The organism is Mycolicibacterium setense (assembly GCF_000805385.1).
Classification (GTDB): Bacteria; Actinomycetota; Actinomycetes; order Mycobacteriales; family Mycobacteriaceae; genus Mycobacterium; species Mycobacterium setense.
Map to the genome: position 1 here is coordinate 531,304 of NZ_JTJW01000006.1, position 17,174 is coordinate 548,477.

General features: G+C 66.4%; 16 protein-coding genes. 9 read left to right on the forward strand and 7 right to left on the reverse strand.

Annotated features, from left to right (window positions below):
- Positions 1-22: 22 nt before the first annotated feature.
- Both QQ25_RS13225 and QQ25_RS13230 read right to left on the reverse strand, forming a co-directional pair.
- A complete protein-coding gene (locus tag QQ25_RS13225; RefSeq protein WP_039379049.1) occupies positions 23-277 on the reverse strand; it encodes a DUF2631 domain-containing protein in 255 nt (84 codons plus the stop codon).
- A gap of 87 nt (positions 278-364) precedes the next feature.
- Entirely contained in the window at positions 365-1,699 is a 1,335-nt protein-coding gene (locus QQ25_RS13230) for a cryptochrome/photolyase family protein (protein ID WP_039379050.1), read from the reverse strand.
- A gap of 49 nt (positions 1,700-1,748) precedes the next feature.
- On the opposite strand from QQ25_RS13230, the gene QQ25_RS13235 reads away from it, so the two are divergent.
- Positions 1,749-2,618, forward strand: a complete 870-nt coding sequence (locus tag QQ25_RS13235; protein WP_039379916.1) for a TIGR03619 family F420-dependent LLM class oxidoreductase — start codon at positions 1,749-1,751, stop codon at positions 2,616-2,618.
- A 69-nt stretch (positions 2,619-2,687) separates the two neighbouring features.
- Positions 2,688-4,187, forward strand: a complete 1,500-nt coding sequence (locus QQ25_RS13240) for a hypothetical protein (protein WP_201774226.1) — start codon at positions 2,688-2,690, stop codon at positions 4,185-4,187.
- A 56-nt stretch (positions 4,188-4,243) separates the two neighbouring features.
- On the opposite strand, the gene QQ25_RS13245 is transcribed toward QQ25_RS13240, so the two are convergent.
- On the reverse strand, positions 4,244-5,230 hold the full coding sequence (locus tag QQ25_RS13245; RefSeq protein WP_407661802.1) for a hypothetical protein: 987 nt from the start codon (positions 5,228-5,230) through the stop codon (positions 4,244-4,246).
- Between the two features lie 218 nt (positions 5,231-5,448).
- On the opposite strand from QQ25_RS13245, the gene QQ25_RS13250 reads away from it, so the two are divergent.
- Both QQ25_RS13250 and QQ25_RS13255 read left to right on the forward strand, forming a co-directional pair.
- On the forward strand, positions 5,449-5,925 hold the full coding sequence (locus QQ25_RS13250; protein ID WP_039379051.1) for a hypothetical protein: 477 nt from the start codon (positions 5,449-5,451) through the stop codon (positions 5,923-5,925).
- 38 nt (positions 5,926-5,963) lie between these two features.
- Complete coding sequence (locus QQ25_RS13255) at positions 5,964-6,773, forward strand: DUF4097 family beta strand repeat-containing protein (RefSeq protein ID WP_039379053.1); 810 nt, start codon at positions 5,964-5,966, stop codon at positions 6,771-6,773.
- Here the strand turns inward: QQ25_RS13255 and QQ25_RS13260 are convergent.
- Both QQ25_RS13260 and QQ25_RS13265 read right to left on the reverse strand, forming a co-directional pair.
- Positions 6,770-7,222 (reverse strand): nitroreductase/quinone reductase family protein, encoded by a 453-nt coding sequence (locus QQ25_RS13260; protein WP_039319029.1) that lies wholly within the window; start codon positions 7,220-7,222, stop codon positions 6,770-6,772. The two genes, QQ25_RS13255 and QQ25_RS13260, sit on opposite strands and share 4 nt — an antisense overlap.
- A gap of 12 nt (positions 7,223-7,234) precedes the next feature.
- A complete protein-coding gene (locus tag QQ25_RS13265; RefSeq protein WP_039379055.1) occupies positions 7,235-8,077 on the reverse strand; it encodes an NmrA family NAD(P)-binding protein in 843 nt (280 codons plus the stop codon).
- A 109-nt stretch (positions 8,078-8,186) separates the two neighbouring features.
- On the opposite strand from QQ25_RS13265, the gene sigI reads away from it, so the two are divergent.
- The 5 genes from sigI (at position 8,187) to QQ25_RS13290 (ending at position 13,614) form a co-directional block, all read left to right on the forward strand.
- A complete protein-coding gene (gene sigI / locus QQ25_RS13270) occupies positions 8,187-9,059 on the forward strand; it encodes an RNA polymerase sigma factor SigI (protein ID WP_052235804.1) in 873 nt (290 codons plus the stop codon).
- A gap of 87 nt (positions 9,060-9,146) precedes the next feature.
- Positions 9,147-10,319, forward strand: coding sequence for a 1-deoxy-D-xylulose-5-phosphate reductoisomerase (gene dxr / locus QQ25_RS13275; protein ID WP_039319033.1), 1,173 nt, complete (start codon positions 9,147-9,149; stop codon positions 10,317-10,319).
- A complete protein-coding gene (locus tag QQ25_RS13280) occupies positions 10,316-11,536 on the forward strand; it encodes a M50 family metallopeptidase (protein ID WP_039319034.1) in 1,221 nt (406 codons plus the stop codon). The genes dxr and QQ25_RS13280 overlap by 4 nt, the downstream gene beginning before the upstream one ends.
- 10 nt (positions 11,537-11,546) lie before the next feature.
- Positions 11,547-12,704, forward strand: a complete 1,158-nt coding sequence (ispG, locus tag QQ25_RS13285) for a flavodoxin-dependent (E)-4-hydroxy-3-methylbut-2-enyl-diphosphate synthase (RefSeq protein WP_198530792.1) — start codon at positions 11,547-11,549, stop codon at positions 12,702-12,704.
- A gap of 55 nt (positions 12,705-12,759) precedes the next feature.
- On the forward strand, positions 12,760-13,614 hold the full coding sequence (locus QQ25_RS13290; protein ID WP_039379056.1) for a GNAT family N-acetyltransferase: 855 nt from the start codon (positions 12,760-12,762) through the stop codon (positions 13,612-13,614).
- 22 nt (positions 13,615-13,636) lie between these two features.
- On the opposite strand, the gene QQ25_RS13295 is transcribed toward QQ25_RS13290, so the two are convergent.
- Positions 13,637-15,271: a bifunctional aspartate transaminase/aspartate 4-decarboxylase gene (locus QQ25_RS13295; RefSeq protein ID WP_052235805.1), complete on the reverse strand. Its 1,635-nt coding sequence runs from the start codon at positions 15,269-15,271 to the stop codon at positions 13,637-13,639.
- A 42-nt stretch (positions 15,272-15,313) separates the two neighbouring features.
- On the reverse strand, positions 15,314-17,038 hold the full coding sequence (gene aspT, locus QQ25_RS13300) for an aspartate-alanine antiporter (protein WP_039379058.1): 1,725 nt from the start codon (positions 17,036-17,038) through the stop codon (positions 15,314-15,316).
- Positions 17,039-17,174: the final 136 nt, after the last annotated feature.

Below are 17,174 nucleotides of genomic sequence, written 5' to 3' on the forward strand. Positions count from 1 at the left end.
GGACGGCATGCGGGGTGAGCGGCTAGCGAATCCAGCCGCGGCGACGCAACCAGATGTTGCGGACGACGGCCAGGAGGATGAGCGCCGCGAACGTGATGAGGAACCAGTTCTCGACGTGTCCGATGTGATTGCCGCGCATCATGACCAGCAGGAAGATCGCGGAGAGAATGCCGCCGAGGTGGATCACCCTGATGTTGAGTTCCGACCAGCCCCACGCTGCGGACGGCACTTCCTCGACGTCGACGCCGTTGTTGCGCTCCACTTCGGTGCTGGCCACGGTTGCTCCTCCGGATCGAACTGGCTTCAGGCTTGGCTTGCGGACATTCTGACATACGACGCTGCGTCGTATGCCGGCCCTGGGGGGTCAACCCCGGCGTCGGTATCTCCGCAGCGCCTCCAGCCGCTCCTCGCCGTGGTCGACGATCGGTTCCGGATAGGACGCCGGCCGGTCGACACCGAGTTTGTGCACGTCGATGACATCGCTCAGCTCCGGTACCCATCGCCGGATGTAGGCGCCGTCGGGGTCGAACTTGGCCCCCTGCAGGGTGGGGTTGAAAACGCGGAAGTAGGGGGCGGCGTCGGTGCCGCAACCGGCCGCCCACTGCCACCCATGTTGGTTGTTGGCGAGATCACCGTCGATCAACTGATCGAGAAACCAGCGCGCGCCCCATTGCCAGGGCAGGTGCAGGTCCTTGACCAGAAACGAGGCCACGATCATGCGCACCCGGTTGTGCATGAACCCGGTCGAGGCCAGCTGGCGCACCCCGGCATCGACGATCGGGAATCCCGTCCGGCCCGCCTTCCACGCTTCGAAGGCCTGCCGGGCGGCCTCGTCGTCGTCTACTTCGATCGCGTCGAAATCGCGGTTCCAGTTTCGCCAGGCGCTGTCGGGCCAGTGATACAGGACCGTCGCATAGAAGTCGCGGAAGGCCAGCTCCCGCAGGTAGGCGTCGGCACCGGAGTCGAGGTCGACAGCCATGGTCCTTGGGTGGATGGCGCCGAACTTGAGGTGCGCCGACATCCGGCTGGTGGCGTCGAGGTCGGGGCGATCGCGCCGGCTGGGATAGTCGGCCAATCCGTGCTCCACGAATTCTCGCCACTGCGACCTCGCCGCCCGCTCGCCCGCATCGAACATCAGAATGTCTGTGGCAGAAGGTATTTCGATGCGCTCGCCGATCTCGGCAGATATTGCGTCGGGGTCGATCCAGCGGGCCGACGCGGGTCCGGAGTCGGCGGGAGCGCGCCGGCCATGAGCGCGCCAGGCGCGGTAGAAGGGGGTGAACACCTGGTAGGGCGCGCCATCCGCCTTGGTTATTCGACCGGGCGACACGAGATGACCCGATCCCGTTGCGCACAGGGTGGTCTCACCGAGGGCTGCCCGGACCGCGTCGTCGCGACGCCGCCCGAACGGCGAGTAGTCCTGCGAGATGTGCACCGAGGTAGCGCCGACGGCTCGGGCCAGCGCAGGAATCCGCCGTTCGGGCCGGCCGCGGGTGACCAGCAGATTCCCGTCGAGGGTGGCGGACAACTCGTGCAGCGCCCCGTACAGATATCGCAGCCGGCGCGCGCCCGAAGATGCCTCCAGTCGTGGATCGAGCACGTAACAGGCCAGTACCTCACCGTCCTGCTCGGCAGCCTCGAGCAGGGCTGGATGGTCGGAGCAGCGCAGGTCTCGGCGAAACCAGAGCACGGTGGGCATGCACTACATGGTGCCCACGCACACACCGGAAAACACGGAAGGTCTTCAGATGCAGTTTTGGGGCGGTACGGCGTTCATGGACACCACCGACGCGCTGACGGTGGCGCCGTTGCTCGACGAAGCCGGTTACCACGGCATCGTGTGCTCCGACCACATGATCTACCCGCGCGAACTGTCTTCGCCCTACCCGGATTCTCCGACCGGCAAGCCCCCGTGGGCACCCGAGACCGGCTGGCCGGACTCCTGGGTCCTGATCGGCGCGATGGCCGCCCTCACCCGCCGGCTGCGGTTCTCCAACGCCGTGTACGTGGCGCCGGCTCGTCCGCTGCTGGAGGTCGCCAAGCAGGTCGCGACAGCAGCGGTGATCTCGGGCGGGCGGGTGTCCCTCGGTGTCGGCGTCGGCTGGATGCGGGAGGAATTCGAGCTCATGGGCCAGGATTTCGACACCCGCGGTAAACGCCTCGACGAGATGATCCCGGCGTTGCGCGAGATCTGGCGCGGTGGCTGGGTGTCCTACGAGGGGCACTATTTACAGGTTCCGGAGATGATGATCGAGCCTCACCCGCCCGCGCCGGTCCCCATCCTGTGCGGCGGCGAATCCGAGGCGGCACTGCGACGCGCGGCACGGTCGTGCGACGGCTGGATCGGTTACGCCTACACCCTCGAACAGGCCACCCGTTACACCACGCGACTGGCTGAACTACGTCGCCACTACGGCCGGGAGCGCGAACCGTTCGAGATCATCCTGGCCCTGCTGGATCCGCCCTCGCCCGATCTGTACCGGCGCGCCGAGGATCTGGGAATCACCGCGGTGATGTGTGCGCCGTGGCTCGCCATGCCCAACGGTGCGACGGGCGTCGACCGGTTCCGTGGTCCCATCGAGCAGTTCGCCGAGACCGTCATCGCCAAGGCGGGGTAGACGGAGGCGGTCGGTCGCGCACCGGTCGTCACTATGATCACGCAAAAACCGGTGGGAACGGGGGCGCTCATGAATCGCGCGCTGCGAGTCGGTCGGTCCGGTGCTGCCGGTGCCGTCATCGCGCTCGGTGTCGGGATCGGCGCGTACAACGCGTGGTGGGTGGCGCTGTGTGTGTCGATTCCGCTCGTCGTGGTGGGGCTTTTGCTGGTGCCGAGGTCAACTCGCACGTCCGAGTTGGACGTGTTCGACACTGCGCCACACGACCGGTCGGTACCTGTCCGTGTCGAAGCCCTGACTCGCAGCAGCCTCACCGATGACGACCTGCAGCCGACGTTGGTGACGGCGACGGTCAGCCCGCCGCACGACACCGCATTCCAGGCGCGATGGATCACACCGATGGCCGGCGATCACTTTCGGTCGCTGACCGCGAGTCCGAGCATCGCCTTGGCGCCGGATCGGCTGCCAGCTAGGGATCTGACCCGCACACCGGAATTCGGCGATCAGCCCGGCAAATGGGCCGTGATCTACCCGGCTGTCACCGTCCTGGTGGCGCTGACGGTGCTGTTCGGTGTCGGCGACGCCTGGCATATCTCCTTCGACCGGCCGACATCGCCGCCTTCGCGGGCCGCCGACACCGGACCAGAGTCCAAGGACATGAACTTGAACGCCCGCCGAGACGGCATGATCCGGGCCATCGTCGAGCAATTCGGGCCCGCCGCCGCCAACAATCTGCTCAGCCTGCGCTTCACCGGCAGCGGGTCCGATTACGGCACGGTCCTCGACCCGACCAACGGCGACACCACGATCGTCTACCTCAACAACAGTGGGGACGCGTTCACCACGCCATCTGCGCAGGTGCTGCGCAAGGACAGCACCTTCACCGCCGCTGACATCGCGTCCGCCGATCTGACGGCGATCGCCGACAAGATGGCACAGCAGCTCGACGCTGCGGGGCGGCGCAGCGATCTGGAAACCCTTGAGATCAAACGTTCAGGTCCCGGCGCCATGGTGATTGTGAGCGGCGACTTCGGCGGCAAGACCATCAACGGCCTGCCGAACGGCACCGTCGGCGAGATCTTCGATCCGGCCGATTTCGCGGTGTCGTTCCAACGTGCGCGAGATGCCCTGGCATTGGCGGGAATTGCGCCGTCGGACCGGGTACTGACGAACTTCGAGATCCGGGGCACCCATCGGGCGACACCCACGGCCCACGCCAGTGAACTCCAGAGCAGCGGAGGCGTGATGCTCGAGTTCCACACCGGTGACCGGTCCGGTCAGATCGTCATCGTGCCCGGTGAACTCCCTGAGGTCACCGACACGTCGTACCAATCCCGATCGCAGCCGTTTGCTTTCGACGAGATCTCCCGGGACGCCTTCGAATCCGTTCGTACCCAGGCGATGCAGCGGGGCGCGCTGGAACCCTACGAACGCGAAGCCGTCGAAATCTGGATGACAGACAGGGAGATCGATCAGCACCGGTTGGCGATCCGGATCGAGTTGGCCGGGGTGGAAGCGGCAGCCGGGACCTACTCGGTCACCGGCGAGTTCCTGACGTCGGGGGCCACCTGACCGGTCAGCGGGGCTTCGCCGCCACTGAGTTCAGCTCGACCTTGCGGCCACTGAGTTCAGCTCGACCTTGCGGCCTCGATAGCCCGCCGGGTGACGCCTTCCAGTTGCGCGAGTTGAACTTTGGGCGGGTGTAGCACGCCGCGGTCAGTGAGGTTTCTGACGATGTCGCGGACGCGGCCGTAGTAGGTCGCCTGCTCGGCAAGTGTCGTACTGGACGCGGCGTGGTTGTACAGCTTGAGCGCGGTATCCAGGTCAGCGCGTTCGGTCGCATCCAGGTAGGAGGTGCCGACCTTCTTCCCGTGCGATTCGCAGGCAATCCACGCCCGGCGGAGCGCGACGACAGCCTGTTGGTAGGCGTCGGCCAGTCCTCGGTTGCCGGGATAGCTGTCCGTGCGCAAAGCGGCGGCCTCGTCGAGCGCGACGTGGAACGTCTGGGTGGGTTCGACGGTCACGTCGGTGATGGCCGGGTAGCGCAACAACATCGCCGGATCGAGTTCGTATGCGCCGTACGCGCCGAGGATGTCGTCGTGACGTCGGAAGGCTTCCTCCCACAATCGTTTCGCGGCCTCATCGGTACCGGCGTCGGCGATGCGCGCGCCCGAACCAGTGCTCTCGGTACCGGATTCACCGTCGGCGTCGGTTTCGTTGAGTGTCGCCTTCAGGCGACGCAGTACCTCTTCCGCCGCGGGATCGGGTCCGACGACCGCCACCCGCCACTCATCGGTCCCGATGCCATCAGTGGCGAAGGTCAGCGTCAGGTACTTCTGCCCGCGGATCGTCAGCCTCCGGTTGTTCGACCGGGTTTGGTCGGCCGGACCCGCCAGGCTCACCGCGACGAGGGAGGACAACGGGTATGCGGTGATGTCGCGGGCCTCGTCGCCGAGGTAGACGGTCTCGTCGTCGACTGTGATCAACACCGCTCCCGGCGTTCGGAGCCGTCCGAAGGCCAGGGCGCCGAGTGCGACGGCGACGAGCGCCATCGCCACAGTGGCCGTGACGGGCCCGGGTGTCCCGGCGTAGTTGAGTGCGACCAGCGCGACCATGGCGGTGATCAGCGCCGTGCCCGACGCGGTGGCGGCCAGTCGGTGGTGACCGGTCAGATACTCGGTCCGAGCGGTCACGGGGACGACCCGGGCATCCTCGGCGGCATTCATCCGAATCACCTTACGGGCACCTCGGGGCAGGTATTTGAGGTCCGTCGCGGCATGCAGGCGCCGGTATGACACTTGCGGTGACATCAAAATGATGTCACCATGACACCATGGACTTGCAGCCATATGTCGAGACCGTCCGGCACGAACTCGGTATCGCAGCCGCAGCGGGAGGTGCCGATGCCGAGGCGTTGGCCCAGCGGCTGACCGCCCCGCTGGAATCCGCGTTACGGCTCGCGCTGCTGGAAGCCCTGTCCGAGGCGGCCGAGCAGATCACGCGCGACCTCGCGCCCGGATCCGTGCATGTCCGGCTCAATGGTCGCGATCCTGAGTTCACCGTCGACCCGGCCGAGGTCGAGGCTCCCGTGACCGAACCTGCAGTGGACCTGCCTGACGACGACGGCGGCGGGACCTGGCGGGTGTCCTTGCGACTCCCGGAGAGCCTGCGTGCCGGCGTGGAGGGCGCCGCTCGCCGTGACGGCGTATCGGTGAACGCGTGGCTCGTCCGTTCCGCTGCGGCCGCCCTCGGCGGGAGCGGGCGCCCGAGTCGTGGCGACGACAAGACGTTCAGCGGCTGGGTCCGCTGAACCTGACAGAGCTGAACCCGACAGATAGGAGATTTCCGATGCCCACTTTCCACACACCCGAACCCATCACCGCTGTCGTCGAAGTCGTGGCCGGTGCGGTGCACCTGGCATCCACCGACCGCGACGACACCGTCGTCGACGTCCAGCCGCGCGATCCCGAACGCGCATCTGACGTGCGCGCGGCCGAGCAGGCCCGCGTCGATTTTCACAACGGCAACCTTGTGGTGACCGCGGGCAGAAAAGTCTTGTCGTTGGGGCGCGGGGGAGCGGTCCGCGTCGACATCGCCCTGCCGACAGGTTCGCGGCTCAACCTTTCCTCCGCATCGGCCGACATCGACGCGCACGGCGCTTACTCGGACTGCCGCTGCGCCTCTGCCAGCGGTGCGATGCGGGTGGCGACCGTCACCGGGAACATCAAGGCGGACAGCGCATCCGGAGACATTGCGATCGGCGATGTCGCGGGGAACGCGCGGATCGCCACGGCCTCCGGTGATGTTTCGATCGATCGCATCGACGGCGACGTCAAGTTCCAGGCGGCCAGCGGCAGCCTGGCGATCGGGACACTGCGTGGGCACGTCCAGCACCAGAGCGCGTCGGGTTCGGTCACGGTCGGTGTCGGCGTCAGCGGTGCCCTGAGCACTCAAACCGGTAGCGGTGAAGTCGAAATCGGCATACCGCAGGGCACCGCGGCGCGACTCGAACTCAAGACCCGCTCCGGCACCGTCGACAACGGCCTGCACACTTCGGACGGCCCCGCCGACGGCGATGAGACGTTCGTCGTACACGCCCGCACCGGTTCGGGGGACATCTCGATCCGCCGCGCCGTGTCGTCGGCGGCCACGTCCTAGGCCGGGTCGAACCGGAACACCGTCAAACGTCCTGCCAATGCCTCGAATTCGTCAGGTGTACCGTCGACGACGAGGCCGCTGCGCTTGGCGAACCCGACGCCGACGGGCACCTTGACCGCGAAAGCGCGCAGCACCGGGCGTGACTGGTCGGCGGTGAGTTCGATGATCCTGACCGGTCGCGACCGGCGGCCCCGCGTCAGCGTCCCGGCCCCGGCGGCGCGGGCGTTGGCCGCCCAGTCCGAGCCGGGATAGCCCGCGACCGTGTAGAGGCCGCCGTCGAGGTCGAACGGGGTCATGGGAGTGCTGCGGAGCTTCCCGGTCTTGCGGCCGGGAACGGTCAGCACCATGGCCGGCCCGGTGGGGAGTCCGAGGCGCTGTACCGCCATCATCACCCGGTTCATCGGCTTGAGCCATCGTGGCGGCTGCAGGCCGGTCTTGTGTCCTGACATGTCCTGTGCTCCTTAGCTGTTGGCGAAGAACTCGCGGTGGTCGGCCACCCAGTCGGCGAACGTGGTCGCCGGCCGGCCGAGAATCTTGTCCACCTCATGAGTGACGAGCGCAGGCCGCTCGACGGTGTCGGCCAGCAGGCCCATGTATGCGTCGGCGAACGCGGCGCCAAAGCCCAGATCGACGAACCGTCGGCGCACCACATCGGTAGGCGCCTCCTGGTAGCTCAGCGTCCTGTGCAGGACCCGCCCGATCGTCTCCACCAGTTCGGTGTTGGTCAGCGCCTGCGGTCCGGTCAGTGGAATACGCTGTCCCACAAGATCGTCGGTGAGCAGGGCGACCGCGGCCACCGCCGAGATGTCGGCGTCGACGATCACCGCTGTGGACGCCGCGGCGTACGGGCCGCTCACCACATCGCCGGCCCGGATCTGCGCCGACCACATTCCGGCGAAATTGGAGGCGAACACGGTGGGGCGCAGGCTGACCCATTCCAATCCGGAGGCAACGGCCAGCTGTTCGACTTCCCGGTTGCGGTCCCCGCGCACGCGTGACGGCTGCCGGGAATCGTCGTCGTCGGCGTTGATCGCCGACAATGCGACCAGGCGTTTCACCCCCGCCGCGCGGGCCAGGTCGACCGTCACGGCCAGCTCCTGACCCAACGCACGCGAATTGAGGAAGACCGCCGAGACGCCCGCGAGCCCGTCGGCCGCGGATCGGACCTGTTCGACGCCGGGTGGGAAGCCGGCCGTTTCGGGACTGCGGGTGACCGCGCGCACGGGGGCACCGGCACGGACGAGTTCGGTGACAAGCGGGCGGCCGACGTTCCCGGTTGCGCCCGTGACGAGAATTGTGTTCATGCCATCAAGGACGGGGCGGCCGTCCGAAAAGTTACAGCAGAAGTCGATCGGACATCCGGTAACTTTTCCGCCGTCGGATTCGTCGTAGTCTCATGAACGATGTAGTCACATGAACGATTCCGCGGGCCTCGAAGCGGCATGGCGCGACCACCACCCATATCTGGTCAACCTCGCCTACCGGATGCTCGGCGACATCGGCGACGCCGAAGACGTCGCACAAGAGGCCTTTCTACGGCTGGCCCGGGCCGACCCGGACCATCTCGACGATGTCCGGGCCTGGTTGACCGTGGTGGCCGGCCGGCTGTCGCTGGACATCCTGCGGTCGGCACGCGCCCGGCTCGAACGCCCCGACGGCTCGGCCGCGCTCGAGATCACCGCGGTCGACGGCTCCGACCCCGCCGACCGCGTCACGCTCGATGATCGGGTCGGCTCGGCACTGCTGGCAGTGCTTTCCCGGCTCAGCCCCGGTGAGCGCGTCGCGTTCGTCCTGCACGACATCTTCCGGATCCCGTTCGACGAGATCGCCGACACGGTGGGACGGCCGGTCGGGACGTGCCGGCAGCTGGCGCGCCGCGCTCGAACGAAGGTGACCGGCGCCGCGCCGACGTCGGCCGAGGTCAGCGCCGACGAGCACCGGCAGGTCACCGAGGCGTTCATCTCAGCGTGCGCCAACGGGGATCTGGACGCGTTGGCGTCGGTTCTCGACCCGAGCGTCTGGGGTGTCGGCACGGTGCTCACCGACCCCGCGCTCCGCCAGGTCAACCACGGCCGCCGCGACGTCGCGACCAATCTGCTGCGCTACCTCGGCCCGGGGGCGACAGTGGTGTGCGCGGCCGAGCCGGTGCTACTCGCTTACGACCGGCGGCGGTTGTTCGCCGTGGTGGTGCTGACCATCCGCGACGGACTGGTGCTCAAGATCGAGGCGACCGCCGACCCTTCCGCGCGGGAGCCCCGGAAGTCTCCGGAGCCGGGCCGGGCCTGAGCCCGACAGGACGGTGGCCGGTACGCGGTGACGGCACATTAGGGAAGGCCCGCCACAGCGCGGCACAATGGACTGGTGAGCGACAGAATGCGCGTGCTGATACTCGGGAGCACCGGCTCGATCGGCACCCAGGCGCTCGAGGTCATCGCGGCCAACCCCGACCGGTTCGAGGTCGTCGGTCTGGCCGCCGGCGGCGGCAACCCCGACCTGCTCGCCGCCCAGCGAGCCGCGACCGGCGTCACCAACATCGCCGTCGCCCACCAGGTGGCGGCCGACCAGATCGGCGACGTGACGTACGCCGGGCCTGACGCGGCCACCCGCCTGGTCGAGAACACCGAGGCTGACGTGGTGCTCAACGCGCTGGTCGGAGCTTTGGGCCTGAAGCCGACACTGGCCGCCCTCGGCACCGGCGCGCGCCTGGCCCTGGCCAACAAGGAATCGCTGGTCGCGGGCGGCCCGCTGGTGCTCAAGGCGGCCGCACCGGGGCAGATCGTCCCCGTGGACTCCGAACATTCGGCGATGGCGCAGTGCCTACGCGGTGGCACTGCCGACGAGGTCGCCAAGATCGTGCTCACCGCCTCGGGCGGGCCGTTCCTGGGGTGGTCGGCCGCGGACCTGGAATCGGTCACCCCGGAACAGGCCGGTAAGCACCCGACCTGGTCGATGGGCCCGATGAACACACTGAATTCGGCGACCCTGGTGAACAAGGGCCTGGAGCTCATCGAGACGCACCTGTTGTTCGGCATCGACTACGAGCGCATCGAGGTGGTGGTCCATCCGCAGTCGATCGTGCACTCGATGGCCACCTTCACCGATGGTTCGACACTGGCTCAAGCCAGCCCACCGGATATGAAACTGCCGATCGCGCTGGCACTGGGCTGGCCGGAGCGGGTTCCCGGCGCGGCAATGGCCTGCGACTTCACCACCGCCTCCACCTGGGAGTTCCTGCCGCTGGACCACGAGGTGTTCCCCGCGGTGCAGCTGGCCGCCCACGCCGGAACCCGCGGCGGCTGCCTGACCGCGGTGTACAACGCCGCCAACGAAGAGGCAGCGGAGGCGTTCCTTCAGGGTCGGATCCGTTTCCCTGCCATCGTGCAAACCGTCGGTGACGTGTTGCACGCTGCCGACCAGTGGGCCGATGAACCCGCTACCGTGGAAGACGTACTCGATGCGCAGCGGTGGGCCAGAGAAACGGCACGGCAGGCCATCGATACGCGCCTTGAGCAGAAATCCGTCAGAAAAGGGCTCGTCACCAAATGATGTTCGTCATCGGCATCGCGCTGTTCGCGCTGGCCATCCTGGTATCGGTGGCCTTGCACGAATGCGGGCACATGTGGGTGGCGCGCGCCACCGGGATGAAGGTCCGTCGCTATTTCGTCGGATTCGGCCCGACGCTGTGGTCGACGCGGCGCCCCAATGAACTGGGTGAGACCGAGTACGGCATCAAGGCCATCCCGCTGGGTGGGTTCTGCGACATCGCGGGCATGACATCGGTCGACGAAATCGCGCCGGAAGACCGGCCCTACGCGATGTACAAACAGAAGGTCTGGAAGCGCGTCGCGGTGCTGTTCGCCGGGCCCGCGATGAACTTCATCATCGGCCTGGTGCTCCTCTATGCCATCGCGATCATGTGGGGCCTACCCAACATCAAGCAGCCCACCACCGCGATCGTCGGCGAAACCGGTTGTGTCGCCGCACAAGTGAGCCTCGACAAGATGGGTGAGTGCACGGGGCCCGGCCCCGCGGCGCAGGCCGGTATCCGGGCGGGCGACGAGATCGTCAAGGTTGGTGACACCACGGTCTCCGATTTCAGCCAGATGGCCGCCGCGGTGCGCAAGCTCAACGGCCCGGTGCCCATCGAGCTCAAGCGTGACGGCCAGACCATCAACACCGTTGTCGACGTGACCCAGACGCAGCGCTTCACGAGTGCGGACGCGAAGGCGCCTGCCACCGTCGGGGCGATCGGCGTCAGCGCGGTCCCCGTCCAGCCGCCAACCCCGTACAACCCGATCGAGGCGGTGCCGGCGACCGTCTCGTTCACCGGGGACATGATCGTCGAGTTGGGCAAGTCCCTGGCCAAGATCCCCACCAAGATCGGCGCCCTGGTGGACGCCATCGGAGGCGGCGAGCGCGACAAGGAAACGCCGATCAGCGTCGTCGGCGCAAGCATCATCGGCGGCGAGACCGTCGAAGCCGGGTTGTGGGTGGCGTTCTGGTTCTTCCTGGCGCAGTTGAACTTTGTGCTCGGCGCGGTGAACCTCGTGCCGCTGCTCCCGTTCGACGGCGGCCACATTGCGGTGGCGACGTACGAGAAGATCCGCAACATGATCCGTGCGGCCTTCGGCAAAGTCGCCGCGGGCCCGGTCAACTACCTCAAACTCATGCCGGCCACCTACGTGGTGTTGTTGGTCGTGCTGGGCTACACGTTGCTGACCGTCACTGCCGACCTGGTCAACCCACTCAGCATCTTCCAGTAGGAGATCCCACATGACAGCGTCCATCGGTTTGGGAATGCCCGCACCCCCGGCGCCCACCCTGGCGCCACGGCGTAAGACCCGCCAGCTCGACGTGGGCGGCGTCGGCATCGGCAGCGAGCACCCGATCGCGGTGCAGTCCATGTGCACCACCAAGACTCACGACATCAACTCGACGCTGCAGCAGATCGCCGAGCTGACCGCGTCCGGTTGCGACATCGTGCGGGTGGCCTGCCCCCGCCAGGAGGACGCCGACGCGCTCGCCGAGATCGCCCGGCACAGTCAGATCCCGGTGATCGCCGACATCCACTTCCAGCCCAAGTACATCTTCGCCGCGATCGACGCCGGCTGCGCCGCCGTGCGCGTCAACCCAGGCAACATCAAGGAGTTCGACGGCCGGGTCAAAGAGGTGGCCAAGGCTGCGGGAGACGCGGGCATCCCCATCAGGATCGGTGTCAATGCCGGCTCGCTGGACCCGCGGTTGATGAAGAAGTACGGCAAGGCCACACCCGAGGCGCTCGTCGAGTCGGCGCTGTGGGAAGCCTCGCTGTTCGAGGAGCACGGCTTCGGCGATATCAAGATCAGCGTCAAGCACAACGACCCGGTGATCATGGTCGAGGCCTACACGCAGCTGGCCGCCCAGTGCGACTACCCCCTGCACCTCGGTGTCACCGAAGCCGGCCCGGCCTTCCAGGGCACCATCAAGTCCGCGGTGGCCTTCGGTGCCTTGCTGTCCAAGGGCATCGGCGACACCATCCGGGTCTCCCTGTCGGCGCCGCCGGCCGAAGAGGTCAAGGTCGGCAACCAGATCCTGGAGTCGCTGAACCTGCGGCCCCGTGGTCTGGAGATCGTGTCGTGTCCGTCCTGCGGACGCGCCCAGGTCGACGTCTACACGCTGGCCAACGCGGTGAGCGCGGGCCTGGATGGGCTCGACGTCCCGTTGCGGGTCGCGGTGATGGGATGTGTGGTGAACGGTCCCGGCGAGGCCCGCGAAGCTGATCTCGGGGTTGCCTCCGGCAACGGCAAGGGCCAGATCTTCGTCAAGGGTGAAGTCATCAAGACCGTCCCGGAGGCGCAGATCGTGGAGACGCTGATCGAAGAGGCGATGCGGTTGGCCGAACAGGCGGGTTCCGATGATGCCTCCGGTTCGCCAGTGGTGACCGTAAGCTGATAACGACCCTGTGAGCGGGGTCACCCAGCCTCGGCTTCAACAGAGAGAATCGTCCATGTCGGCTCCGCCACTGTTCCGCCTCGTCGACGAGCGCCGAGTTTCGGTGGTGCGTGACGCCGCCGCCTGTCTGCAGGTGTTCGACGACGACCCGGTGGGGTCGTGCATGGTGGCTGCACGCGTGGCCGACTTCGGTGTCGAACCGGGCGCCATCGGCGGGGAATTGTGGACCAGGCGCGGCGTCGCCGAGTCACTGTGTTACGCCGGGCCCAACCTGATCCCGTTGCGTGGGGACGCCGAGGATCTCAAGGCGTTCTCCGACAAGGCGATGAGCACCGCTCGTCGCTGTTCTTCCCTGGTCGGTCGTGCCGAGTTGGTGATGCCGATGTGGCGGCGGCTGGAATCGGTGTGGGGCACCGCGCGTGACGTCCGCGAGCAACAACCGTTGATGGCGCTGAACTCGATGCCGCAGTGCATGATCGACCCGGCGGTCCGCCCGGTGCGCATGGACGAGCTCGACGCCTACCTGGTGGCCGCCGTCGACATGTTCATCGGTGAGGTCGGTGTCGACCCTCGGCTGGGCGACGGCGGCCGCGGCTACCGCCGCCGCATCGCCGGCCTGATCGCGGCGGGACGGGCATGGGCCCGGTTCGAGCGGGGCGAGGTGGTGTTCAAAGCCGAGGTCGGGTCGCAATCGCCGTCGGTCGGCCAGATCCAGGGTGTGTGGGTGCATCCCGAGTGGCGCGGCCATGGCATGGGGACCGCCGGAACCGCGGCGCTTGCGGCAGCCGTGGTGGGTTCGGGCCGCATCGCCAGCCTGTACGTCAACAGCTACAACACCGTGGCGCGATCAACGTACGCCCGCATCGGATTCGAACAGGTCGGCACGTTCGCCACGGTGTTGCTGGACTGAACCGTCGGCCTGACCCAGGTCGCTACGACCGGGCCTTCGCTGTCTTGTATTCGGCCGCGTATTGCTCCGCCGCGGCGATCATCGCCCTACCGATCTCCTCGTACTGGACGTCACGAAGGTTCGCCAGCGAGACGCGTATCGACCACTCCGGTCCCTCGAATCCGCCGCCGTTCAACAACACCACGCCGGTCTGCTCCGCCAGCCGAAACAGAATGTCGGTCGGCTCGTAGTTCGCCTTTACCCAATCGATGAACCCCGGATCGCCGCGTTCGGCGGCCCAATTGAGGAAATCGAGTTCGACGTAGTAGGCCACGCGATTCGGATCCTTGGCGAGCTGGATCTGCATGCCGTCCTGCAGCGACTTGAACCGTCTGGCGATCAGCTCCTGCGCCTCATGCTTGTAGTGGTTCGCCTGGTCCAGCAGGCAGTAGGCGCTGAACAGCAGCATCTGGCACTGCTGAGGCAGCGACAGTCCTGCGGTGTGGTTGAGCGCGACGTTGCGGCTGTCTGCGACCAGCCGGTCGATGAACCTGATCTTGCGAGGCTCAAGCGTCAGCGGGCTGTAGCGCTTGTCGAGTATCAGTTTGTCTTCTTCCGGGAGATCGGCGAGCTTCTCGTCGAACACGTTGTCCCGGGCGATTCCGATGGTGCCCAGGCGCCAACCGGTCGCGCCGAAGTACTTGGAGAACGAGTAGACCGTGATCGTGTTGCGCGGTGCGACGCCCATGAGCGACTGGAATCCGTCGATGAACGTGCTGTACACGTCATCGGTGATGACGATCAGATCCTGCCGCTTGGTGTTGACGATCTCGGCGATCCGGTCGAGAGTGTCCGCAGCGATGCGCACCGACGGCGGGTTGGTGGGATTCACGCAGTAGAGCACCTTGATATCGGGATCCAGAAGCTTGTCGATCTCGGAATCGGGGAACTGCCAATTGTGCCGTCCGTCTTCGTAGGTGCCCGACGCCTGGATGAAGACCTGCTCGAAGTTGAACTCGTCGAGTTCGGTGATCTCGAGGTAGGGGGTGAAGATCGGCGTCATCAGCGCGACCTTGTCGCCGCGGTGGACCAGCCGGTTGAGCATGAGCGAGTTGAAGATGTAGCACATTGCCGCGGTGCCGCCTTCGACGGCGAACAGGTCGTACTCGCCGAGGTCTCTGCCCGGAGCCAGTTCCTGCATGAGGTACCGCTTGGTGATCTCTTCGTTGTGCACCAGCATCCGGTCCGGCGAGGGATAGTGGTCGCCGATGATCGAGTCGGCCAGCTCCCACACGAAGGAGTCGGGGTTGAAGTCGCACTGCTCGATCCCGTATTTGAGGACGCGACTGAGCAATTCGATGCCCGGCTCACCTTGATGCTTGTCCAGCCAGTTGCTGAACCGGTCGGCGATACCGTCCTTCTGCGGTACGCCGACGAGTTCGGGATCCCACTCGCGGTTGGCCCGGGATTCCTCCAGGGCGAATCCGCCCAAAGCGAAGAACGCCTCCCGTGGGGTGGGCGCGATGAAGTTCGGGTTGCCGCGTCCGGCGTTGAGCATCTGAAACGTGGTGCGTTGCTCGTGCTCACCGGCGAGCTGGATCAGCTTGGATTTGAGTTCGAACGGCGAAAGATGCTGCAGCTCGGCGATTTCCTCGCGGGAGATGTGCTTGATGGTCACGTGCTGTCCTTCCGGTCTGTGCGGGTCGAGGTTGAGCCGGTGCTAAGCCATGAAGGCGACGACGATCGCGCCGCCGACGGACAAGAAGATGTTTCCGATCGCGTAGGGAACGGTGAATCCCAAAAGCGGCACACTCGATTTCGCTGCTTCGCGCACCGAGCCGACCGCCGCGGTCGTGGTCTGTGCACCGGTGAGCATGCCGAGCGTCAAGACCGGATCGAACTTGAACACGTAACGGGCCAGGTAGGTCATCACGACCAGCGGGACCATCGTCACCACCACGCCGGCCACGAACAGCGATACACCATAGCTTTGTAGGCCTTTGACGAAGCCCGGTCCGGAGGTGATGCCGACAACTGCGATGAACGCGGTCAGCCCGACCCCTTCGAAAAACCATTGGGCACCCGGCGGGATCCGCCCGAACGTCGGCGATTTGGACCTGCGCCAGCCGATGAGCAGGCCCATCAGCAGCGCGCCCACACTGGTTGTCAGCGACATCGGAATGTTGTGAATCATCACCGTCGGCAGGCCGATGACGGCACCGGCCGCGATACCCAGTCCGATGGTGACCATGTCGGTCTCGGGAGTGGTGCGCTCCGGATAACCGATGGCCTTGATGGCACTTTCGACGAGGGAACGTTCGCCGACGAGCCGAACCTCGTCGCCCCGTTGCACTTTCACCTCGGGCGCTATGGGGATCTCCTGGCCGGCGCGCAAGATGCGTTTGAGGTACACCCCGCGGAATGCCGGGTCGACATAGGCTTCGCGGACGGTGATCCCGTCGGCGGTGTCGCTTGTCACGACGACGTCGAGCTCTTCGAGCGGGTACGAAAGCAGGCCGGGGTCATCGGTTTCGACGCAGAGCGCGGTCACCGGGCCGCCGATCATCCACTCCCGGCGCCCGTTGACCGCGACGTGGTCACCCGGGACCACCAGGAGGTCGGGATCGGCGGGTACCACCGTGTCGCCATGCCGTACCCGGGAGATGAACACCCGGCCGCCGGTCTCGTCGAACAGATACTGTTCGATCTCGGCCACTGTCATGCCCTCGCCGTGCCGGTCTGGCCTGCCGCGAACGATCTCGTAGGACCGGCGCACGATCTGGTCGTAGGCCGGTACGACGTTGGCCATTTCTTCTTCAAACCCCAGGCGCCGTTCCAGATCTCGGGCCGCTGCGGGCAGATTCTTGATGCCCAGCAGTCGGGGAGCGATGTTGCCGCAGTAGATCGCCGCGCCGATGGTGCCGAAGATGTAGGTGACGGCGTACCCCACGGACACCAGATCTTGCCATTGCGCAATCGTTTCGGCGTTTTCGCCGAGGCCGGCGATCGAGGTTTGCGCGACACCGATGATGGCCGACTGGGTGAGCGCTCCGGCGGCCAGGCCAGCGGCCAGACCGGGGTCGTACTTCAGCACCTTGGCCAGCACGATCACCGTTCCCAGACCGACGACGATGAGCACCACGGTGAAGATCGCCTGGGGCAGACCGTCGCCCTTCAGGCCTGCGAAGAACTGGGGGCCCAACTTGTAGCCGAGGGCGAACAGGAACAGCAGGAAGAACACCTGCTTGATCACGCCGTCGATGTGGATCGTGTGGCCGCCGGTCTGCAACACCGCGCCGATGAGGACGCCGCACAACAACGTTGCCGTCACGGCGCCCAAACCCAGCCCTTTGTACTGGAATTTCCCGAAGTAATATCCGCCGGCAAGTGCCAAGAAGATCGCTATTTCAGGATGATCGATAAATGCCTGGGCAATCGTGTGCAACGGCGAACTCCCCTCGGGCGGGTGGATTTCGATGCAGTGCAGTCCAGCAGATAGTGGCACAAATCGGTCGGAATGCGGGGCGCAATGCCCGGTGGCCTTCGGCGACGAACTACTCGATTATTTGCTGTATCTCGCA